Origin of the sequence: Sporosarcina jiandibaonis, from assembly GCF_013184495.1 — a bacterium.
Lineage (GTDB): Bacteria > Bacillota > Bacilli > Bacillales_A > Planococcaceae > Sporosarcina > Sporosarcina jiandibaonis.
Genome location: NZ_JAAOIY010000005.1, coordinates 37,683 through 58,814, shown reverse-complemented (window position 1 = coordinate 58,814; position 21,132 = coordinate 37,683). Strand labels below are relative to the sequence as shown.

Annotated in this window: 27 protein-coding genes; 10 read left to right on the top strand and 17 right to left on the bottom strand. The window is 38.9% G+C overall.

The window, feature by feature from the left end:
• Window positions 1-12 precede the first annotated feature (12 nt).
• The gene (locus G8782_RS13170) at window positions 13-729 is read right to left on the bottom strand and encodes a GNAT family N-acetyltransferase (protein WP_172371956.1); all 717 of its coding nucleotides are present in this window, start codon (window positions 727-729) and stop codon (window positions 13-15) included.
• 243 nt (window positions 730-972) lie between these two features.
• On the opposite strand from G8782_RS13170, the gene G8782_RS13165 reads away from it, so the two are divergent.
• Window positions 973-1,479 (top strand): hypothetical protein, encoded by a 507-nt coding sequence (locus tag G8782_RS13165; protein ID WP_172371954.1) that lies wholly within the window; start codon window positions 973-975, stop codon window positions 1,477-1,479.
• A 152-nt stretch (window positions 1,480-1,631) separates the two neighbouring features.
• Here the strand turns inward: G8782_RS13165 and G8782_RS13160 are convergent, their stop codons facing one another.
• The 4 genes from G8782_RS13160 to G8782_RS13145 all read right to left on the bottom strand — a co-directional run bounded on the left by G8782_RS13160 (window position 1,632) and on the right by G8782_RS13145 (window position 3,877).
• The gene (locus G8782_RS13160; RefSeq protein ID WP_216667882.1) at window positions 1,632-2,147 is read right to left on the bottom strand and encodes an AAA family ATPase; all 516 of its coding nucleotides are present in this window, start codon (window positions 2,145-2,147) and stop codon (window positions 1,632-1,634) included.
• A 124-nt stretch (window positions 2,148-2,271) separates the two neighbouring features.
• Window positions 2,272-2,502 (bottom strand): hypothetical protein, encoded by a 231-nt coding sequence (locus G8782_RS13155; RefSeq protein WP_172371952.1) that lies wholly within the window; start codon window positions 2,500-2,502, stop codon window positions 2,272-2,274.
• Window positions 2,499-3,203 carry a DUF5694 domain-containing protein gene (locus G8782_RS13150; protein ID WP_246231682.1) on the bottom strand — a complete coding sequence of 235 codons (705 nt, stop codon included), beginning with the start codon at window positions 3,201-3,203 and terminating at the stop codon, window positions 2,499-2,501. Before G8782_RS13150 ends, G8782_RS13155 begins: the two co-directional genes overlap by 4 nt.
• A gap of 326 nt (window positions 3,204-3,529) precedes the next feature.
• Window positions 3,530-3,877: a hypothetical protein gene (locus tag G8782_RS13145; RefSeq protein WP_172371950.1), complete on the bottom strand. Its 348-nt coding sequence runs from the start codon at window positions 3,875-3,877 to the stop codon at window positions 3,530-3,532.
• A gap of 149 nt (window positions 3,878-4,026) precedes the next feature.
• Between G8782_RS13145 and G8782_RS13140 the strand changes: the two genes are divergently transcribed.
• Window positions 4,027-4,701: a DNA alkylation repair protein gene (locus G8782_RS13140; RefSeq protein WP_281357936.1), complete on the top strand. Its 675-nt coding sequence runs from the start codon at window positions 4,027-4,029 to the stop codon at window positions 4,699-4,701.
• An 84-nt stretch (window positions 4,702-4,785) separates the two neighbouring features.
• On the opposite strand, the gene G8782_RS13135 is transcribed toward G8782_RS13140, so the two are convergent.
• On the bottom strand, window positions 4,786-4,962 hold the full coding sequence (locus G8782_RS13135) for a hypothetical protein (RefSeq protein ID WP_172371948.1): 177 nt from the start codon (window positions 4,960-4,962) through the stop codon (window positions 4,786-4,788).
• 255 nt (window positions 4,963-5,217) lie between these two features.
• On the opposite strand from G8782_RS13135, the gene G8782_RS13130 reads away from it, so the two are divergent.
• Window positions 5,218-5,541: a PadR family transcriptional regulator gene (locus G8782_RS13130; protein WP_172371946.1), complete on the top strand. Its 324-nt coding sequence runs from the start codon at window positions 5,218-5,220 to the stop codon at window positions 5,539-5,541.
• Window positions 5,534-6,562: a DUF4097 family beta strand repeat-containing protein gene (locus G8782_RS13125; protein WP_172371944.1), complete on the top strand. Its 1,029-nt coding sequence runs from the start codon at window positions 5,534-5,536 to the stop codon at window positions 6,560-6,562. Before G8782_RS13130 ends, G8782_RS13125 begins: the two co-directional genes overlap by 8 nt.
• Window positions 6,563-6,627: 65 nt before the next feature.
• On the opposite strand, the gene G8782_RS13120 is transcribed toward G8782_RS13125, so the two are convergent.
• From G8782_RS13120 to G8782_RS13105, 4 genes are all read right to left on the bottom strand, one after another.
• Window positions 6,628-7,824 (bottom strand): hypothetical protein, encoded by a 1,197-nt coding sequence (locus G8782_RS13120; RefSeq protein ID WP_172371942.1) that lies wholly within the window; start codon window positions 7,822-7,824, stop codon window positions 6,628-6,630.
• A 27-nt stretch (window positions 7,825-7,851) separates the two neighbouring features.
• Entirely contained in the window at window positions 7,852-8,700 is an 849-nt protein-coding gene (locus G8782_RS13115; RefSeq protein WP_172371940.1) for a YiiX/YebB-like N1pC/P60 family cysteine hydrolase, read from the bottom strand.
• A gap of 461 nt (window positions 8,701-9,161) precedes the next feature.
• The gene (locus G8782_RS13110; protein WP_172371938.1) at window positions 9,162-9,665 is read right to left on the bottom strand and encodes a DinB family protein; all 504 of its coding nucleotides are present in this window, start codon (window positions 9,663-9,665) and stop codon (window positions 9,162-9,164) included.
• A gap of 73 nt (window positions 9,666-9,738) precedes the next feature.
• On the bottom strand, window positions 9,739-9,975 hold the full coding sequence (locus tag G8782_RS13105) for a hypothetical protein (RefSeq protein WP_172371936.1): 237 nt from the start codon (window positions 9,973-9,975) through the stop codon (window positions 9,739-9,741).
• A 141-nt stretch (window positions 9,976-10,116) separates the two neighbouring features.
• Between G8782_RS13105 and G8782_RS13100 the strand changes: the two genes are divergently transcribed.
• Together G8782_RS13100 and G8782_RS13095 are read left to right on the top strand one after the other, a co-directional pair.
• Window positions 10,117-11,409 carry a M28 family peptidase gene (locus G8782_RS13100; RefSeq protein ID WP_172371934.1) on the top strand — a complete coding sequence of 431 codons (1,293 nt, stop codon included), beginning with the start codon at window positions 10,117-10,119 and terminating at the stop codon, window positions 11,407-11,409.
• A 64-nt stretch (window positions 11,410-11,473) separates the two neighbouring features.
• Window positions 11,474-11,926 (top strand): YaiI/YqxD family protein, encoded by a 453-nt coding sequence (locus tag G8782_RS13095; protein WP_172371933.1) that lies wholly within the window; start codon window positions 11,474-11,476, stop codon window positions 11,924-11,926.
• A 35-nt stretch (window positions 11,927-11,961) separates the two neighbouring features.
• Here G8782_RS13095 and G8782_RS13090 read toward each other — a convergent pair whose 3' ends face one another.
• A complete protein-coding gene (locus G8782_RS13090) occupies window positions 11,962-12,261 on the bottom strand; it encodes a cupin domain-containing protein (protein ID WP_172371931.1) in 300 nt (99 codons plus the stop codon).
• Between the two features lie 96 nt (window positions 12,262-12,357).
• Here G8782_RS13090 and G8782_RS13085 point away from each other — a divergent pair, with 96 nt between their 5' ends.
• A complete protein-coding gene (locus G8782_RS13085) occupies window positions 12,358-12,687 on the top strand; it encodes a DUF3889 domain-containing protein (protein ID WP_172371929.1) in 330 nt (109 codons plus the stop codon).
• Window positions 12,688-12,701: 14 nt separating this feature from the next.
• On the opposite strand, the gene G8782_RS13080 is transcribed toward G8782_RS13085, so the two are convergent.
• A complete protein-coding gene (locus tag G8782_RS13080; protein ID WP_172371927.1) occupies window positions 12,702-13,520 on the bottom strand; it encodes a purine-nucleoside phosphorylase in 819 nt (272 codons plus the stop codon).
• Between the two features lie 341 nt (window positions 13,521-13,861).
• Between G8782_RS13080 and G8782_RS13075 the strand changes: the two genes are divergently transcribed.
• Both G8782_RS13075 and G8782_RS13070 read left to right on the top strand, forming a co-directional pair.
• Window positions 13,862-14,941, top strand: coding sequence for a type III polyketide synthase (locus G8782_RS13075; RefSeq protein WP_172371926.1), 1,080 nt, complete (start codon window positions 13,862-13,864; stop codon window positions 14,939-14,941).
• A gap of 12 nt (window positions 14,942-14,953) precedes the next feature.
• Window positions 14,954-15,484: an isoprenylcysteine carboxyl methyltransferase family protein gene (locus G8782_RS13070; RefSeq protein ID WP_172371924.1), complete on the top strand. Its 531-nt coding sequence runs from the start codon at window positions 14,954-14,956 to the stop codon at window positions 15,482-15,484.
• 442 nt (window positions 15,485-15,926) lie between these two features.
• On the opposite strand, the gene G8782_RS13065 is transcribed toward G8782_RS13070, so the two are convergent.
• The 4 genes from G8782_RS13065 to hutG all read right to left on the bottom strand — a co-directional run bounded on the left by G8782_RS13065 (window position 15,927) and on the right by hutG (window position 18,713).
• Window positions 15,927-16,919, bottom strand: a complete 993-nt coding sequence (locus tag G8782_RS13065) for an LLM class flavin-dependent oxidoreductase (protein ID WP_172371922.1) — start codon at window positions 16,917-16,919, stop codon at window positions 15,927-15,929.
• 4 nt (window positions 16,920-16,923) lie between these two features.
• Complete coding sequence (locus tag G8782_RS13060; protein WP_172371920.1) at window positions 16,924-17,145, bottom strand: DUF896 domain-containing protein; 222 nt, start codon at window positions 17,143-17,145, stop codon at window positions 16,924-16,926.
• 36 nt (window positions 17,146-17,181) lie between these two features.
• Complete coding sequence (locus tag G8782_RS13055) at window positions 17,182-17,664, bottom strand: RrF2 family transcriptional regulator (protein ID WP_172371918.1); 483 nt, start codon at window positions 17,662-17,664, stop codon at window positions 17,182-17,184.
• Window positions 17,665-17,801: 137 nt separating this feature from the next.
• A complete protein-coding gene (hutG, locus tag G8782_RS13050) occupies window positions 17,802-18,713 on the bottom strand; it encodes a formimidoylglutamase (protein WP_172371916.1) in 912 nt (303 codons plus the stop codon).
• 148 nt (window positions 18,714-18,861) lie between these two features.
• Here hutG and G8782_RS13045 point away from each other — a divergent pair, with 148 nt between their 5' ends.
• Entirely contained in the window at window positions 18,862-19,350 is a 489-nt protein-coding gene (locus G8782_RS13045) for a hypothetical protein (RefSeq protein WP_172371914.1), read from the top strand.
• Window positions 19,351-19,374: 24 nt separating this feature from the next.
• Here the strand turns inward: G8782_RS13045 and nhaC are convergent, their stop codons facing one another.
• Window positions 19,375-20,775: a Na+/H+ antiporter NhaC gene (nhaC, locus tag G8782_RS13040; RefSeq protein ID WP_172371912.1), complete on the bottom strand. Its 1,401-nt coding sequence runs from the start codon at window positions 20,773-20,775 to the stop codon at window positions 19,375-19,377.
• Window positions 20,776-21,132 lie beyond the last annotated feature (357 nt).

The following is a 21,132-nucleotide window of genomic DNA, read 5'->3' as shown; positions in this document are numbered from 1 at the left end:
GCGCCCGATTGTTTAAGATTTTCTTTCCAACACCCACATTTTTGAAACATCTCGATAACCCAATTTCAGATATAAAGGATGCCCCATCTCACTAGAAACGAGTACACTCTGGACAGCGCCTTCCTGCTTGGCATCAATAAGCATTTTTCGGCAAAGTGCTGTGGCCATTCCTTTACCCCTATGTATTTTTGAAGTAAATACATTATTCAAAAATACGGTTTTATCTAGTAGTGCATAGCTTCCATAAGATGCAGGATGTCCGTTTTCCTCACCAATGTAAAAATGCAGATTAGGATCATTTAATTTTTCAAGATCGATAGCAGACTTATTGAAAAAATAATTGATACGTCGAGCTTCTTCCTCAGTTTTGACACACTTGATGATCTCGTTTTCTGTTTCAAATGACCAACTATCCAAATCTAAAGCCATAAGAAATTCTGTACTTTTGATCGTATATCCCTTCGCATAATAACAATACGGTTCTTCATCAGAAAAGACGGTAAGCCAATAGTCTTTTTTTATGTCTAGTTTATTTATGGTATTAATAACGTGAGCAGGATTTGTATGATAAACGATAAACTCGTCAGTTCTGCCATCCACATTTGTGCCAAAAGCAAGATGTTTTATTGAATCGTAATCATGTACTTGGGATGCAGGTTGACGACTACAGTAAAACTCACCTCGAACAAAAAAATCTACAGCTTTTTTTAACTCCGTTTTTCCCCCCATACAGTCCATTCCTCCAGATACATTTCGTCTTTTGATTATTCAACAATCTGGCCCTATCGCTATATAAATCATCACTTTCCGCGTCCTGTTGTTAAATACTGTCTGCCACTTCGCCCAGACCGCTCCCAATAAATCCCCCAGCAATTAACAAGCCGTTTAACTTTCAAATGCTTATAAAACATTAAGAATAATTTCATATATAATTACACATCTTATTTATGATTAAAAGAAAGGAGTATTACTATGAATCCAATAGAAGTTAGGTACCTAACATCAAATGATGAATATGAACTGGTCGAATTCATTTCAGAAGAACCTGATACTGCTCGCATACAAGCTGATAAAGAAGTGTGGAAAAAGGAACTTGTATCTGTTAGTGGTGTACCAGAAATAAAAATGGAAATATGTCATCGACGAGTAAGAATATTTGGCGAATCTTTTGACGCTCCATATCCTTGCGCATATACTCGTTCTTCTAAACATTGGTTAGAATTACGTGTTAGTTATCCTGCTGATATTGCTCAGGATGCAAAAGACAAAATTATTAAATGTGCTTTAGAAGGAGCTGTTTATGCTGCAGGAATAATAGCTGTAAGTGTTGTAGCTCCTGAGGCAATACCTGCTATCATACCTGCTGCCAAGGCTGCTTTTGTACTTAAATTCACCGATTGCCTTGAAGAAGAAATTAGAAATACTGTTGACATTGACATCACTCATGAATCAGAATCAGGAGAATGGAGTTTGGTATAATAAAGCGCCAGTTGGCGCTTTTATTTTTTGTCGCTCTTTATGTCCAATATAAATTTGAAGGAATTCCTGGTTAGAGAATTGCGCCCGTTTCCATGAAATAACAAGTTATTCTGTGATATGGCCCGATTACTGAATTGGCGCAGATTCTTACTTCAATTAGTATTAGCAATCTTTTCAAGTTCATCTACAACCTGATTGAGAGGTTTTCTTGTATCAATCTCAAAATTCACTCCGTCTCTTAATAGCGGTTCGACTGTATCCTTGTAATGCACAATTTCCTTCCATTCTTCGTGCGTTTTTCCATAATTGTTTATGGTTCGATTTTCTATACGTTCACGCATGACATTTAGTGGGGCACTTAAGAGAACAATTGAATCAAAATAGGGGTAAAATTTTCCTTGATTTGATACGGTACCGGAAATGAATAATGTACCTTTGATATGTTCACTAAGTAACGATTTCATTCGTACTTCGTGCCATATCCACCCATGGTCCCACCTTGGATCCTCACCATAAATACTCCACCCATCATAATCGGTATCAATCACTTCATACCCCCTACAAGAAAGTTCACCTAGGACTGTTGATTTACCAGTACCGGACATACCAGTCAACAAAATGATTGTCTTTTTTTTAGTTTTAGAGGTTATATCCGTTATGCCAGCCATTTTATTTCCTCCCTATTGTCATGTTTTATTGTTATTAGTAGTAAGTACTACATTGCACAATGGATACAAAAACATTTAACGAAGGTAATGGTATACTTGATCTTCGTTAGGAAGTTATAAGCAATTAAAACTCCCCGATTCCATCTTGTACAATCACTCTATATAAATCATCACTTTCCATCTCTTGTCGATTAATACTGTCTGCTACTTCACTCAGACCGCCCCCGATAAACTCTCCCAGCTTTGGTTCAATATTTTCTCTGTTATTACCGCCATTGTTTTTTATCCTTTGTAAAACAACCTGGCCTATTTGTTTTATAAGGAATATCCATCTAGAGCATATTACTCCTTTCAAGATAGATAACTAAGTGGTTGAATGATCTCACAAACTTCACTTTCTTCAAGGAAGTTAGTAACTATAACTGAATGTGAGCCACCTACAATGAATAAAATACGTTCGTCTTCCGAATTGATAAGACGTGTCAAATTTGCAAACATGATTAAATTTCTTTTATACCACCAACTTAGCCAGTTCATACCAACATTATTATTAAGATCGCCAACACGAGCTATATTTACATACATTTTATGCAACATATTAAGAAAACAGGGATCATTTAACTCTTTATAATAATCTATTATACTTTTATCTTCCGTTAATTCAGGGATTACAAGTCCCTCATATATTTCATTTAAAAGCTCTGGTTGATTTTCTTTTGCCCAACTCACAACTTCTCCATAATCCATATCCGCATTACCCATCCAATCGGTTGGATAAATTTGTTCATGCTCTAGCTTTAAACCTAAACGAAAGCCTACTTGAAATATTTCATTCATTTCTAGCTCGTATGTACCCATTTTATATTGTTTATATTTTTCATTACAATATTCATTGTCTTCTGGCACCATTTCAACTGCAATCTTTGTTGGTTTAAACTTTTCTAATGTGGATACTAATTCCTCAATTTCAGCTTGCCTTTTCTCAGAATATAAATCCTCGTGTTCAAACATATGAAAAGATCCAAGCACAAAAACTTTCGCATTACTTCGTTTCAATGAAAATCCCCCTTTACTCACTTAACTACTTCTACGAATGAACTTTCAGAAAGTTTCAATACTCATTCTATATGATACACTTTTGATATTAAGTTAGGGGTGGGTTGATTGAAAAAAGCATGGGATGATAAAGGAATCGTCGAGAAATTCGAGGCCAATCGCAATGAGGAACAAGCTAGCCCAAAGCAGCCTATTTGAAAAATCATTTTACTTTCTTGGGAATTAAAAAAACCGATTTCCCAACATTAAATGGAGAAATCGGGCTTTTCGTTTCGCTAGAATAGCACATGATTGTTTATGAGTGTGAAAAATGCTTTCACAATATTTTACCAGAATATTGGAATGTAGATGAAAATTCCTAGTGTAACAATAGCAGCAAGCAGCACGATGCTTTTCCAACGTTTTCGTTTCCAGAACAAAAGTGCAACGATGATACCTTGCAGAAATATCAAAGATGCCCCAAAAATGACCATCAAGAGAGAACTGAAAAAGACCCCTAACATATTGATGAAGATACCAGCGGGCATTAAAGCGATCAAAAGTATGAGGACCGGACTTCTTTTTATTCTTTGTAAGATTTGTTTACGTTCCGATTCGGGGAAACTATCAAATTCAACGAGAGCAAACCAGCCGGTTATGATTAATATCGCACCTGTTACCGTGACCTTTCCCATGAGAAGACCTCCTTTATTCATAATTTAGCCAAGTCACATTCAATTGAAACATCCTGGACTTGTCGTCAATTGTGAATGTATGAACATCAGAAGGTTTCAGGTCGATGCTAATATGATACACTTTTGGTAATTAGTCGGGGGTGGGTTGATTGAAAAAAGCATGGAATTATAAAGGAATTGTCGAGAAATTCGAGGCGAATCGCAATGAAGAACAAGCTGGCCCGATGGCGGCCTATATGAAAAACCGTTTCACATTCTTGGGAATCAAGAGTCCCCTTCGCAAGCAATTGCTTCGCGAATATTTCGCTGAATATGCATTGCCTGAACCTGATCAGCTGTTTGAAGAAGTGTGGAAACTGTATGAACTACCAGAACGTGAATATCATTATGCAGCAATCGCTTTACTTGAAAAGATGAAGAAGCATTTAACCATCGAGGATTTACCGGAGCTTCGAACTTTGATCGAAACAAAGTCGTGGTGGGATAGCGTGGATTCGATTGCACCAAAGTCTGTTGGCGATATTGTGAAAGCAAATCCTGCACGCGGTGAAAAAGTGATGCTGGAATGGTCTCGGTCCGATAATATGTGGACAAACCGGGCCGCTATTCTCAGCCAATTAAAATTTAAACAGGCGATGAATACGGATTTATTATTTGAGATAATTCGGCAACATATGGGGTCCAATGAATTCTTTATCCAGAAAGCGATCGGTTGGGTTTTACGGGAATACGCCAAGACGAATCCAGATGTCGTGAAAGCATTTGTAGCGGAACATCCCTTAAAACCTTTGAGTAAACGAGAAGCGATGAAGCATTTTATTTAATTAATTAGCTTATAAAAAGTAACGAGTTCAGTCTTATGAGAGAAAAGCTCAGAGTGAAATCTGAGCTTTAATGTTATAAACCATTCAACCCGCATTATTTTTATTGTCAATCTTGATGGAGAACGCAGTTATCAAGACCATAAAAACAGGCAATAAACTCCATAAAAAGAATCCCCAATTACGTGTAATTAATGATAATACTAAGAAGAAAGCAAGTGCTACAATTGAAATATAAACAGAACGTTTTTGGTATTTACTCATCCTGCACCTTCCTTTAGTAATATTTTTTTACTCTGTATTTATTCTAACATAGGTAATTCAGTTACTTCAAAATAATCAGATACACGTTTACGAAAGTCATTAAAGGGACAACTGAACCCTTCTCAAAAAATAGAAGCTTCATTTTTCACAACAGTACCTTGCACTGTACAGTACCATGTGATATATTAATCTCAATCGGTACTTTGCATGAAGTAGTACTATTCATTAACCAGTAGTGAAAGGAGCATGTATAAATTGAATGTTCAATTCAAAAAAGGCGTGCTAAACCTATGCGTTCTCGTTCTTTTAGACAAACAAGACCGTTATGGCTATGAACTCGTCCAGAAAATTTCCAACCAGATTTCCATCTCAGAAGGCTCCGTTTACCCATTACTTCGCCGTTTAACAAAAGAAGGTTATTTTACAAAGTACTTGCAAGAATCAACAGAAGGTCCACCGCGTAAGTATTATAAGTTAACGGATACAGGCCGGACTTATTTACACGAGCAATTAGAGGAATGGCGGAGCTTCACGGAAGGTGTAAATACATTAATCGAGGAGAGTGTGCGAAATGACTGAAAATCAATTTATAAGTGAACTCGAAACGGCGATCAGCCGCTTACCCGAAGAGGAACGAAACGATATTCTCATTGATATCCGCGAATACTTTTCAAATGGACGCGAGGATGGAAAAACTGACGATGAGATTGCTATTTCCCTTGGTTCTCCTGCAAAAATCGCTGCAGACCTTCTCGATTCTTATCCATTTGTTGAAAATGAAACACCTGCTGAAATTAGCGATGAATTAATTACAATCACCGATAACAGCTATACCAATGTCGACATCAATGTTCAACACGGCGCACTCTTTGTCAGACCTTCAAATGACTCGACTACTACTGTGGAATTAATCGGCTCGAATGAAAAGCTAGAATTGACTGCGCACATAGTTGGCGACACCTTAGTGGTTCGGTTGAAAAGTTTACGCCATTGGCTATTCATGTTCAATTTCAATATGAAGGCGGTGACACTTAACGTGTTCATTCCAAAGAAGTTATACCAATCGTTTGCGATGAAAACTGATAATGGAAGAATTGACGCTACTAAAGTACTTGGGAAAACCGTGACTGCAAACACGGACAATGGACGGATTCAATTAAAAGAAATTGCCGCCACTTCTCTGACTGCCGAAACGGATAACGGCCGCATCGTCCTTGAGAAAGTTCAAGTGGATCATGTCAGAACGAAAACAGATAACGGACGGATTGAAATGAGCCATGTCGATGCAGAAAGCGTCGGTGCTGAATCGGATAACGGTCGAATTGTGCTCGAACATGTGAAAGGTTCTGTCGTCGGAATTACGGACAACGGGCGAATTATATTGCAAACCGATAGTTTAGATCGAAACATCGATTTGAAAACGGATAATGGCAGTATTTTAGTGGATTCGAGAATGGAACCGACTAACGTTTCCATCCATGCGAAAACAGGTCATGGTCGAATTGATATTTTTGGGGAACGTAATTCGCGCACAGTCATTGGCGCAGGAGAAAATACCATTCGATTGAAATCAGATAATGGAAGAATCACAGTTAAGTAAATAAACCATAAACAATAAAGAGCAGATCCTCTTATAACTGTTAAGCGGAACTGCTCTTTTTTTAATTAATTTTTAATTACCATATCCAACAAGTAATGATACTCAATCGGAATTTTATGGATTAGATCGAAATTAGTATTGTCGATGACCAGTAAATTGCCATCCTTATCATCGCTATCCCCTTCTATGATATATATCCTTTTATTATTATAGTCTTGATATAAAATTTTGTATGAGTTAGTTGGATTCAGATAGTCTTTTTCAAGAATGTCGAACTTTGGCTCCTCTGATAAAGATAACAAACCGAGTATTGTTTTTCCGTTAGCATGTATACCCTGTAATGCCAACTCTTCATTCAACATAAGAAATTGACCAGCGCTGTAATATAAATCTTGTTTTGGCAATCCTTTATAAGGTTCGTACGTTTCATAACTTAAATCCTTGTTCATCACGAATAGTTCACCCGTATCCGCAAGTATATAGGCATTTTCTTCTGTTGTGAAAATCGGTGCAAATTCGACTGCTTTTCTATCAAAATTTATATACTTCGCTGATTCTAGATCAGGGTCGGCAATCGCGACAAAAGTATTTTCCGCAATTCCAGCGTCGTTCACCTGGCCACTGCCCGCGTAAATAAAATTACCGTTAAATTGTAAGATCGGTGACCAATCGGGAGCATGCCCCCATTCCGTTTCATAGCTTTTTTTCTGCGTGTAATTGGAGATCGACATCTTAAAATCGCCGGTATGGCTATTGTAGTCCTGATCCCCTGTTTTATGGGATGCAATTGTGTTAAATATAACATCGGGACCGTAATGCATGATATGATTGACACCGACATTGTGCTTGAAATAATTCAGTGGAACTTTTTGAAATTTCTGTTCATTCAAATCATACGTGTAGTACCAATCTTCTACTACTGCTTCACCGAAAAGTGAAATAAATAATCGATTGGTATCATTTGGCTTCTGGTGTATTGCAGCACGTCTAAAATCATCATCTTTAAGCTCGAACTCTTTAATCACTTCTCCAGTATTCGAGACTTCTTTCACTAATGTAAATCCTTGCGATACACGATGATCTGACGGGTAGAATAAGTAGTAGTGATCATCTGTTCCAACTTTTTCAACGGTAAAGCTTTCTATTCCATTAATTACGCTGCGCGCACTCGCTTCGCCATGCTTTTTAAAAACTTGCAAAAGAACAATTACTGTCGTAATTACAACTATACTTAGTACGAAAAAGCCTAACTTCCTATTCATTCTTCAGCCTCATTCCAATAATTTAGATCATGAATAACCTGGCGTGCTACTACCCCACGTTTTGTGCAAACGTGTGTTTAAATCGATTACTATATCATACGGAATCACAGCTATGATTCCCCCGATTGTCAGGCCCCTAGTCCCTCTCAAATCATAGCCGGCATTATACCACATTCTCATCGTTAGTTTTGAGCAATACCATTTATCGTTCGCAAAAATGGTCGTTAGCATTGAGTAAGGTTTTCCGACTTGATTTAATCCAAAGGTTACGGCTGTTCTCCGTTGTGTTGTTGTGGCATTCGTTCCTAGTTTAGTAGTCACTTTATATTGCTTGATGCCAGATGCACCCTGCCACATGTTTGTTCTATTCCAATGGAAAACTTTATTTCCGCTTTTTTTAGTTTTTGATGCTTCAACGACATAATAATTTGTCGTCGTTAATACTGCAGTATGGCCAGTAAAAGATTTTTCTCCTACTGCGTTCGTATTACCGATTCCGTAATATAAAATATCTCCATAACGCCATGACGTGGCAGTTAATCCATTCTTCGATTCGTTTTCCGCATTAACTTTTTCGTCTATGGCATCGAGGTTGTCAATTAATGTTTCCAAAAGATTTAAGTTGTTTTCGATTTCTTTTGAAGGTAATGATTTGACGTACTCATCGACTTCTTCATGGATGACATTCGCTTTATCTTCAAGATCATTTGCACTTTGACTTATTAAATTGTTAATCTCCGTCACTTTCGATTCGACGAAGGCGCTAAAATCCTTGCTTGACCCATCATTCATGTCTACGTTTGACGCATATGCATTCATTCCACTACCGGACAACATCATCAGGAAAACAAATGACAAGTAAATTATTTTTCTCACAAAAGACCCCTCCAATGTTTTTTTGCTGAATATAACCCGTGGTTAAGAGGCTTCTCAACATAAAAACCATGACATGGCGGCAGCAACTCGAGACCTTTTACTTTCCTGTTTTTTGGCTTTAGCGACCGGCAGTGGAAGTTGGCTCCACTAGTTCCAATTATTCTACTTTATGAAATACACCTCCTCCTCTCGTTAATTAACAGTATGCGATGAAACTAGTAAATTTAACCCCATTCACTTGGGACATTTTTATTGAAAAAGCGTATTTATTGCACTTTTACAAAACATATTTCCGAAAGTTCAATTTATTCAATTAATTTCTTTATAAATAATAAAAAACAATTCCACATAACGTTAAAGAGTTATATGGAACTGTCCTATTATTACATTGGCAGTATTTAACATATCCAGTATTACGATAAAAACCAAGCCGAATGTAATAGACTTGGCTTTCATTTCATTCAAATAACAGGTGCTTGTCCGCCAAAAGCTGCCCATTCTTCCCGAGCCGGCCCGTAAACACCCGGTACTCGTAAACCTGCTTGACGCATGAGCACTGTCATTTGGCCGCGGTGATGAGTTTCGTGTGCTGTTAAGATGCCAAGAACAGTTCCGACAGACCATTGTTCTCCGTACATGTCTCTCATTTCACCTAATATTTCGTCCGTCCATTGTGTTTTTATTGCTGAAACCATCGCTTCATTGGTCGAACGATAGGCATCTGCAATTTCAGCTGCGGTTTCTGGTACAGGTGCATCTTCCGGTGTTCCAGTGAATTCCAAACCTGTTTGCGACATCATTTCATGGAGTGTTTGTACAATATGCCAAGCAATTCGGCCAAGTGTACGGTCTTCTGGCGACACTTCTTGCGCTAATGACTCATCGGTAAGCGTATTCAAGATTTTCTGTGTCGATCCGCTTTCATGTTCCCAGTGATTAAGGAATTCTTCGATTGTTTTAAACATAAACTAAAACCTCCAATAATTAGTGTAAAGGCATCTTTCGACACCACATTGGATGTTTCCTTCTTTTTAATCATTAACTATTGATTGAATTCATGACACCGCTGTCTTTTGTATTCTTATAATTTTGCTCTCCGACACGGCGTTTTATTTCTTCTTCCGAAATGGGTGGCGGTATTTCATCCGCAGATAATGCATTTACGCTGTCTTCAACAACCACATTTTCATATAAGGCATTTTTCGCGTCGATTTCTCTTCCGTATTTGGCTGTTTCCTCTTCGGTCATACGAGCTTCTTCAGGTTTCTCGAACATTTTGTAAAACTCCTTCCAATTTCCTTCTTTGTTTCACTATCCCCCGAATTAAACCATTTGAAACGCATACGAGCCTTGTCTTTTGGACATTGTATTATTTGACTTGTGGTATAATTCCCATAAATAGAATGGAGGAATCATATGGTTCGAAAATCTCTTTATCTCCCCGTCTTATTCGTACTTAGCATCCTCATTTCGGCGTGCTCCCCGCAGCATGTCCAAGAAATAATAAGTCCTTCATCTAACAACATTGAATCAGCTATTATAGATAATTTGGATGCTGACAAGATTTATTCGAATGTAAAAGAGCTATCAAAAGAGCCTCGGGTCGCAGGCACTGTATCTGAAAAAAATGCAGCGAATTTCATTACCGAGGAATTAGAGACCTATGGTTATTCTGTAGAATCTCAACCCTTCGATTTTGACCATTATATTTTTCCAAAACTTGTTGAATTAACTATTGAAGGTTTTGATAAATCTTTCTCCCCCGCACCATTTCAATACTCGGTTTCTGGAAACGTGACTGGCGAATTAATATATGTGAATAATGGATTGACGTCCGATTATGAAAACATCGATGTGAGAGGTAAAATTGCGGTTGCTACAATTAGCGATATTTATTTTGAGGAAATGGTTTTGAATGCAGCTGGAGCAGGTGCTGTCGGCATAATTATTAACTTCAAAGATGATTTGCAAAATACTGGGTGGTCGCTTGGAAAACATCATGATGATTATATCCCAACTATCGCATTGTCTACCAATGAGGGGAAATCATTACTAAACCTGATGAGAGATAATGAATCCGTTACGGGAACGATTACAATTGAAGGGGCCGATATAGAAAAACATGAATCACAAAACATCATCGCGACTAAATCGTCCAAAAACTCCGGTGATGAAATTGTCATCGTCGGGGCTCATTATGATTCAGTTGAGTCGTCGCCCGGTGCGAGCGATAATGCTAGTGGAACTGCCGTGCTCCTAGAAATTGCCCGTGTTTTAGAAAATGTTTCAAACGATAAAGAACTTCGCTTTCTATTTTTCGGGGCTGAAGAACTTGGATTATTAGGCTCGAAAAAATATGTAGATGAGATGTCTAAAAAGGAGATTCAACGTACCGAGGCCATGTTGAATATGGATATGGTCGGCAGCGCGGACGCTGGCCCGCTCACCATTTTCACTGTTGATGGTTTTTCCAATAAAGTGACAGATACCGCCAAGACCATCCAGAAAATCCCGCTAGATTTTACCGATCGCAGCGATCATGCTCCATTTCAAAAAGCTGGAATCGATGCGGCATTGTTTAGTTATTTCCCTTCGGAAGAATGGTATCATTCACCAAAAGATACAATCGACCGAATAAGTAAAGAGCGTTTGAACGAAGTAGCAAGTTTAGTGACAAATTCAGTATTAAAGCTGTCCGCCCAAAAATAATAATCACGAAAAAAGTTCTATTTTTGATATACTAGACGTAGAAATAAATAAGGGAGGCGGGTTTATGCCTGCAATTCTTATCGATGCAGATGCATGTCCAGTGGTGAATGAAACCATACAAATTGCGAGGCAATATGGATTTCGATGCATCCTCATTTGCGATACGGCGCATGAAATGCATCGTGAAGGAGCGGAAACGGTCATTGTTTCCAAAGGGGCGGATGCAGTCGATTTCGTTCTGGTTAACCGCGTTCAAAAAAATGATATTGTCGTCACGCAAGATTATGGATTAGCCGCGATGGTGCTAGCGAAACAAGGGCATCCGATCGATCAAAATGGTCGCCGCTATACCGATGACAATATCGATCAGCTTCTCTTTGCGCGTCATACAGCACAAAAAATTCGAATGAGCGGTGGGCGATTACGAGGTCCGAAAAAACGTTTAAAGGAGAATACAGTAAAATTCGAAAATAGTTTAAAAAAGTTATGTGAGGAATTAACCTCAAATAAAAGTTGAAGCCTGCTGATTTTTTTGCAGGCTTTTTTTCATTTTCAAGGCATTATTTGAAACACTAAAAGATCCGTGTCTTCAACTGCTTGAAGACTATGTTTTTCGAACGGCTTCATATGAAGCATATTATCTGATTCGACAATTGTCTCTGTTCCTTCAACTTTAAAAATAACGGAGCCTCTTCGAACGACAATTACAACATCTTTTCTAGAATCATGTTCGGCGATGGTTTCGCCTTTTTTAAGTTGGATATTAATAATTGTCGCATTTTCTAACGTTTGAAGTTTGGCGATATGTTTAGCTTTCTGCTCAAGTTTATACGGTGTTGGGATTAGGTCCATTCTCTTTCCTCCATTTCATTTATAAGATACTATTTTTGTCCATTGAATGATTTCAAGAAAATTACTCATCCTAGCGAAAAGGAGATGAGTTAAATAATGCGAAAAACTTTTATTGCACTTGGAATATTCACGATTTTTAATTCTACACCCTTCCATATTCAATCGATTGCTCATGCACAACAAGAAGTTCCAGCCTATGCTAAATGGGGCCAACTTGCCTTTAAAGAAACACAATCGAAATACCCTACTGCGAATATTATTGACTACTTGCATGAAGGAAGCGAATCTAAAGGCGATTCAACAATTGAAAAGTTTAAGCTTTGGTTGAAAGATCGTGACCGTGAATTCGGTGTTTTTGTACGAATTGAGTATAACACTGCGACTGAAAAAGTTGTTGCGATTGAATTTCAAGAAACTGACAGATGAAATAATTTTATTATTTACATCTCTTTCAAAATCGCTTTTATCAATTCTACAAACGAATTACGGGATTTAGCTGCAACTTCAAGTACTTCTTCATGGCTTAAAGGCTCGTCTAAAATTCCGCAGGCCATATTGGTTAAGCAAGATATGCCCAATACTTCAAGTCCAGCATGAATTGCTACCGTTGCCTCTGGTACTGTTGACATCCCCGCTGCATCTCCGCCGAGCGTCCGAATCATGCGAACTTCAGCAGGTGTTTCATAAGCTGGACCGCTCCACCATGCATATACTCCTTCGCGTAACGTTATGCCCTTCTCTTCAGCCACTTTCGAAGCCGTAGCCCGCAAGTTACGGCTATAAACTTCCGAAAGATCCGGAAAACGCGGTCCTAACTCATCGTTATTTTTACCGATTAGCGGATTTGATCCGACCAAGTTGATGTGGTCTGTGATTAGCATCAGCTCGCCTGGGCTGAATTCCGCGTTAACTGCCCCGGAAGCATTCGTGATGACCAGTTTTTCAATCCCGAGCGCTTTTAGTACTCTGACCGGAAAAGTCACTTCGCTTAAAGAATATCCTTCATAATAGTGATAACGACCTTTCATCGCCGCGACAATTTGCCCTTGCAATTCGCCTATAACAAGTTCATTTGCATGACCTATTGCATCGGATTTAGAGAAATATGGAATATCTTCGTACGGAATGCTAACCGCATTTTCGATTTCATCGGCAAGACTTCCCAACCCCGATCCTAGAATGATTCCTACTTTGGGAACTACGTTTATTTTACTAAGGACAAAATCCCTTGCTTCTGTGATTTCATTTATATTGTTCATATCTATTTCTCCTTTATTGTTTTTTATTTTACGGTAAATGGGCATTCTTATAGCAGTTTCATGGTTATTGAATATAGACTGGGTTCATAGTAATTGCTAACTAAGCATATAATCTAAGAACATTATTTCAACATTTCTTTTGCAATTAATTCATAAGACCTATGCTTGTTCCGGAAGTCAAATACAATCATAACAAGCATGCTCAATTTTACCGCTAGATAAATCTCTCCTAACACAATGATTTATTTTACATGAAAGAAATCCTTTCATCATTGGACACGCCTATGCTCTTGAGTTTAGAATTGTTAAATAACACCAAATAATTATCTACGGAGGGACCTATGCCTAAAATTCTTTCTGTTAGCACCTTTAAACCGCCTCATGAAATACAGCAACATCAAGCGGCCGAATTAACACGTGCATTATTTAGCGAAAAGTTTTCCAATATTGAAAGACTCTTAAAAGTTTTTGATAATGGTGATATCGAGACTCGGAATATATGCATGCCACTAGAATGGTTTGAGAAAGAACATGATTTTGAAGAACGCAATTCGCTTTATATAAAACATGCCGTTAATTATGGAGTTCAGGCCGTAGAGTCCTGTTTAGAAGGAGAAAATACGCTGAACCGGCCAGTCCACGCATCTGAAATAGATGCTATTTTCTTCATATCCAGCAGCGGCATTTCAACGCCGAGCATTGAAGCAAGGATTATGAATCTATTACCCTTTCGCGACGATACAAAGCGCATTCCTATTTGGGGACTTGGCTGTGCAGGTGGCGCTGCCGGAATCAGCAGAGCTTATGAATATTGTCTAGCCTACCCCACTGCAAATGTACTCGTTTTATCCGTAGAATTATGCAGCTTGACGTTTCAGAAAGATGATTATTCGAAGAGCAATCTTGTCGGAGCATCCTTATTTTCTGACGGCGTAGCCTGTGCATTGGTCGCGGGAGATTATTCAAATATCAAGGCGAGTCAACCAATGCCAAAAGTAATTGCAACTTCTTCAAAGTTCATGCCCGATTCGGAAGATGTCATGGGCTGGGATGTGAAAAACAGCGGTCTGCATGTAATCTTCTCTAAAAGTATTCCAAGCATAATTAAGAAGTGGCTGGGACCGTTTGTGCATGAATTTCTAGATGTTAATGAATTGACGAAAAAGGATATTGCCCATTTCGTTGCGCATCCCGGCGGTAAAAAAGTATTGGAAGCTTATGAATCTGCGCTCGGGTTCGATTCGACTAAGACGGATATTTCAAGAGATATCTTACGGGAGAATGGAAACATGTCATCACCGACAATTCTGTATGTCCTTGAACGATTCATGGAGAATAAACCGGATACTGGCGACTATGGGTTAATGGCAGCTCTTGGACCAGGTTTTTGCGGGGAACTTCTTTTATTGAAATGGGAATGAGGTGAAGTCAGGATGCTATTTTACATCATCATTGCCATTGTCATTATACAACGGCTTATCGAACTAATGATTGCTAAAAGAAATGAAAAATGGATGCGAAGCCAAGGTGCATTTGAAGCTGGTGCGGGACACTATCCGATCATGGTCGCAATGCATATGGCATTTTTCATTTCGCTAGTTATAGAAGTGCTAGTAATAGACAGGCCTCTTTCACTTCTTTGGATCCCGCTTCTTTCTTTATTCTTGATTGCGCAATTAGCCAGGGTCTGGTGCCTAACTTCTTTGGGCAAGTTTTGGAATACGAAAATTATTATTTTACCCGGTGTAGATGTCGTGAAAAAAGGTCCTTATAAATTTATACGTCATCCAAATTACGTGATCGTCGCGACGGAATTACTCGTTCTTCCGTTAATTTTCAGTGCGTATTTCACAGCAATTGTTTTCTCGCTATTAAATATATGGATGTTATCGGTTCGGATTCCTATTGAGGAAAATGCGCTGAAAGAGGTTACTAATTACAAAGAAGAATTTAGGTTAAAATAAATGATATGGTCGCGATTACAACGAGAAGGGATGTTTAGTTGGAGTTATTTTTCATTTTATCTCCATTCGTTATCTGGGCGCTAATTTACACAGGAATATATCTGGTTTTATATTACACTTTGAAAAAACTTTTAAGAAAAGAGTAGAATGACCTAGCCATTTAAATATTTCAAAGCGGATTGCGCGGAATATAGAAACGAGAGAGGAATTCGTAGCCTCCGATGAATTTTGAGAGTACATCTTTAGTGAGTGCGCGCACATAATCAGGCGTATCACAAGATTGAGCGGACATAATGATGAAATGCGCGGACATCATCGCCATATGGGAGAGAACTAATAAATTGTTATAAAGAATATCAAAAATAGCCCTATCGTTCGATTGCAATCCGAATGATAGGGATATTTTTCAACGCATTTGAAATTTTCCTGTACCCGATTCGTGTTATAACAATTCTCTCGCCAACAAACGATAAACCTCTAATCGCTTTTCCTGAGAATGCGGAATGCTGCAAATCATTGCCTCATCGAAACCGTAATACGCCTGCTCTTCTCGTAATTTGGTTGCCACTTCTTTTGCCGAACCTACGATGTGAATGCTGCGATTTTGTTGAATCGTCATGCGATCCATTTCAGTTAATTGAAAGTTTGCAGCCTCTTCGGGCGACAGCAGCTGACCGATACGTCCTTTCGTAAACAATAAACGCCAAATATCTTGCGGCAATGCTTCATACTCAGCCTCTTCAGAAGTTTCAGCAGTTGTTACCATATAGGTCACTTTAATTTCTGGTTTTTCCATAAACACGGTCGGTTCAAAGTTCTTTCTATAAGCTTCCAAAATTTCTGTTGTCATGCCGCCCATGAAAAACTCCGCAAATGAATACCCTACACCCATGCGCCCTGCTTGAATTGCGCTATTCCCGGTTGACCCTAACAGCCAGGCTTCAGGCAACACAACTTGGGCAGGTGTCGCGATGGTTTTATTGTACAAATTATCTTCCGGCACCTCATCGTTTATTAATTGCAGTGCGAGTTCAAATTTCTCGTACATATTGTGTGTCATCGGCTGGCGTCCTTCGGATAGTGCGTAAATAGAATGATTATCGCCGCCTGGTGCCCGCCCCACGCCGAAATCAATGCGACCCGGAGAAAACGCGCTCAACGTTTTAAATACTTCTGCCAATTTCAACGGTGAGTAGTGCATCATCATGACGCCGCCCGTTCCGATTCGCAGGTTCTTCGTTTTCGCCGCTAAATGGGCAGCTGTCACTTCAGGCGCTGAGCTGGCGAAAGTATTCGTTCCGTGATGCTCCGCCATCCACATTCTCGTATAGCCTAATTCATCTGCCAAAATGGCCAATTCCTCCGCTTTTTTCAAAGCATCTGGCGCAGTATTTCCTTTTGTTATCGGTGCTTGGTCTAATACACTAAGTTTCATATACTTAACTTCCTTCCTTTTTGAAATCACGCACTTTATCTGGTGTTACATCATTTCCTAATGGATCGATTACTGTCAAACCAGAAAATGTATCAAGCACTTGCCCGCGAATTTGACGTAGATAATCTTCTCGCAACACTTGTTGTTCGACCTTTTCAGCATTGGTCAAACCTTCTTCACGCTGTTTTTTAGCCAATTGATTGATACGATCTAACTCTTTTATCATTTTACACACTTCTCTCCACTTGATAGCTAATCTCTTTTATAAAACCATTTTTTCACGAATCAATTCCTGTAATGCAGTCACTTGTTCTTGAAAACGATCTGCTTGAATTTCATCCGATAATGAGGCAATCGTTTCACGCTTTAACACGGTTTTCCAAGCATCCTCGGCCTCGTCCATTAAATCTGTTAATAAGCAACATTGATCTTCTTCTTCCAAGTCAAGCATGTCATCGAGTATGCCGCTCGGGGAATAAAGTGATTGATGCCCTTCTATCGCTAGATAAATATCATAAATCCGAATGTCTTCTGGTTTTTTATGCAATTTAAAACCGCCTTTTATCCCTGGAACAGAAGAAATCAAATCCGCATTGACTAACCTTCTCAATAACTTCTGAGAGTACGAAGGTGAAGTCCCTAGCTGTTGACTGATTGCTTCACCTGGAAGTACGGCTTTATCGGGCAATATATTTAGTAGAAGAATAGCATAGACTGCTTGTTCAACGCCTGTTTTCATTTTCAATTAAATCACCTCTATCCACAATATAGACAACTGTTATCCACGTTATCAAAATATACCGTACTGAATATGTAAAGTACATAAAAATGCCTGTGCAAACAAATGATAGTTAATCATACATTGCACAGGCATTTTAAATTTTATTTATGGAAACCCATGATCGCTTCATTCACAAAAGCTGCCCCTAATTTCACGGTTCTTCCATCAGGGTCAAGCGATGGATTCACTTCAGCTATATCAAATGATAACGTTTTTGAATTCGACGTTACTTTTCGAATGATTGACCGAACGACTTTCGGATGCAATCCAAATGGAGACGGCGCACTCACACCGGGTGCCGCGTCCGCTTCTAGAACATCCATGCATAGCGTTAGAATAATTGCATCATGATTCGCGATAAATGCATCCACTGCCGCTTTCATGTTCTCATCAGTCAGTTCATCTTCATAAATATATTTACAACCAAGCTCGTCCGCCTTTTGGAATAAACTCTCCGTATTTCCATAACGTTGAATTCCCAGAACGAGATAGCCCGCATCTGCATCATTCTCCAGAATTTGGCGAAACATTGTGCCCGAAGAAGGCTGCTCATCATACGGTCTCATATCGAAATGCGCATCAATATTAATGATTCCCAGCTTCTTATCCTTGCCTAGGAAACCGCGGGCACCAAGATAATGACCATAAAACGTTTCATGCCCGCCACCGAGAATAATCGGTGTTCTACTATCGTCCAAATTCGTCTTCACAACTGAACCGAGTTCCTGTTGCGCTTCTTCCAACTGTTCTCCTTCGCAGACAACATTTCCAGCGTCGGCCAGCTGCTTGCCTTCTGGAAGTCGCCACGCCATATTCGAAAGGGCCGCCCGTAATGCATTCGGTGCTTCCGATGCGCCAACACGCCCATTATTACGCCTTACCCCTTCATCACACTCAAAACCGATCAGCACACAATCGGCTTCTTCACCTATAATCTGATGGTATCGATACTGATTCCAATCGGTTTCATGATCCGTTCTTCCATCCCAATTAAACAATGGTGTTTTCTTCATATCATTTCCTCCTTAAATTACAATTTGATAAATCCTAATGATTAAACCCGCATTCCGTCGCGTAACATTCAATTGATTCAACTATAATATAATAAATTACATTGTCGAAAAAAAATAGCGATATCAATGAAAATGAGGAGGTAAATTATTGAAAAAATTGTTGACCGGATTTGTAATAGGATTATCTTTCACAATAATTTCTTTCCTTTCATCTCTAGCATTGTTTTTGATTTGTTTTTATGTTCTAAAGGTTAGACTTCATTCATGGGGCGGTATCCCTTATATGGATGTAGTTATTTACTATAAATATATGATTATCGTCTTGGGTTTCTTTTTTTCAATAATAGTTGCTCAGTATATTAAAAAAGCATACCCGAATGATTTAATTAAAAGTATATTAGTCATTTCAATAATATATAGCATTGTTTTTGTTGTTTCTTCCTTGTTTATTGTAGATGCTTATAGTATCTCTTATTTTTCGATTAACAAAATTCTCCCACCTATAATAGAGCGATATAACTTGGCGGGTTATTATATAGGATTATTTTATTTTGTTATAATTGGTGTTTATCTCATTATTACTCCGTTATTAATTATCCTTAATAGGGATTCTTTAAGGATAAATAAAAGAATCTAACACAGCTATACCTTCCCATTCCAATTAAACGATAGTGTTTTCTTCAGCTTCTCCGTACGTTAATGTCTTTCCCATATATCCGAACAACACAGTCAAAATCGGGGATAGCAGACAAAAGAATGCAAACGGCAAGTATGCGAGTGTCGCGACCCCCAACATCTTCGTTATAAATATACCACAAACGCTCCAAGGCACTAATGGATTCACAACCGTCCCCGCGTCCTCCATCACACGACTTAAATTCTTATTGGCAAGCCCAACCTTTTCATATTGCGATTGAAAAGCTTGCCCTGTTAATAAAATCGATAAATACTGTTCTCCGATCAACACGTTAATGCCGATTGCGGTTAACGCTGATGCAGCAATGACAGATGACACTTTCCGCAACAGACTTTCAATTTTCGCAAGCAAGCATTGCACAATACCTAACGTAAACAATAAGCCCCCCATACTAAGCGCCAAGAGCACTAGGCCCACAGTAAACATCATGCTTTCCATGCCGCCACGCGTCAGGAGCGCATCAATATCTTCAATTCCAGTCGTTGAAACATAACCGCTGAAAAGAATGTTGAAAACATCTGCCGCACCATAACTATGATGGAAAAATGTAATCGCAACCGCACTTGCGGAACTGACCGCCAATGTCATAAGCGCCGGTATTTTCATGATTGTTAGTACGAATAAAACCATTAATGGAATGATCGTATACCAATGAATCATCCCCGTTTCCAACAAGCCTTCTTGGAATACAGTAATTTTATCAACCTCAGTCAACGTAACACCTGGTGATAATAGGCCAAAGAAAATCAGCGACAAAACAAATGCCGGAACGGTCGTCCATCCCATATTTCGAATATGTTCAAACAAATCAACATCGACAATTGAAGAAGCCAAATTTGTCGTATCCGAGAGCGGCGACATTTTATCACCGAAAAATGCACCAGAAACAATCGCCCCTGCCGTGATTGCGAGTGATAAATCAAGCACAGTCGCCATGCCAATAAAAGCAACCCCTACTGTCGCGACCGTCGTCAATGAACTCCCGATTGAAATCCCTACAATCGCTGTAACAATAAAAACTATGGCAAAGAAAAAATTCGGGGTAATCAACGTGAATCCCGCATAAATCAGCGTTGGAATCGTCCCGCTCATTATCCAGCTACTTACTAAAATACCGATAAAGAAAAATAGAAAGACAGCAGCCATCCCTGCACCCGCGCCATCTACTAAACCGCGTTCAAGCTTCTTGTACGAAACATTTTTAACAAGTCCATAACAAATTAATAATAAGATAGAAAATAAAATCGGCAAATGCGGAACCGCACCGAATTTAATGATACTTACACTAATCATTGCAACAATCGCTGCCACTATGATGACAGCTTCTATAAATGTAGGTGATATAACTGACTTTATTCGAAACATCATGAAAACCTCTCTCTACCATCAATAATTTTAGAAGCAAAAAAACCCCTTCAATCCCTTTAAAAGGGACGAAGGAGTTCTCCGCGGTACCACCCTAATTGATTCGTCAGCAGCTAGCTGACAATCCACTTCATAATCACCTGAGAATATCGGACGGCGTACTTCATACATGTTGCTGCCTGAACTTTCACCACCTAGCGTTTTGAAGACCACAAAACGCACTGTTCAGTCTCTCGTTGCTGCTCACAATATGACTACTAAACCATCTCTCATATTAATCTATTTAAGTTTTAAAAAATTACACTTCACGCAAAATGTTATGATTTGAATAATATCACGTTTTTAATAGAAGTCAAC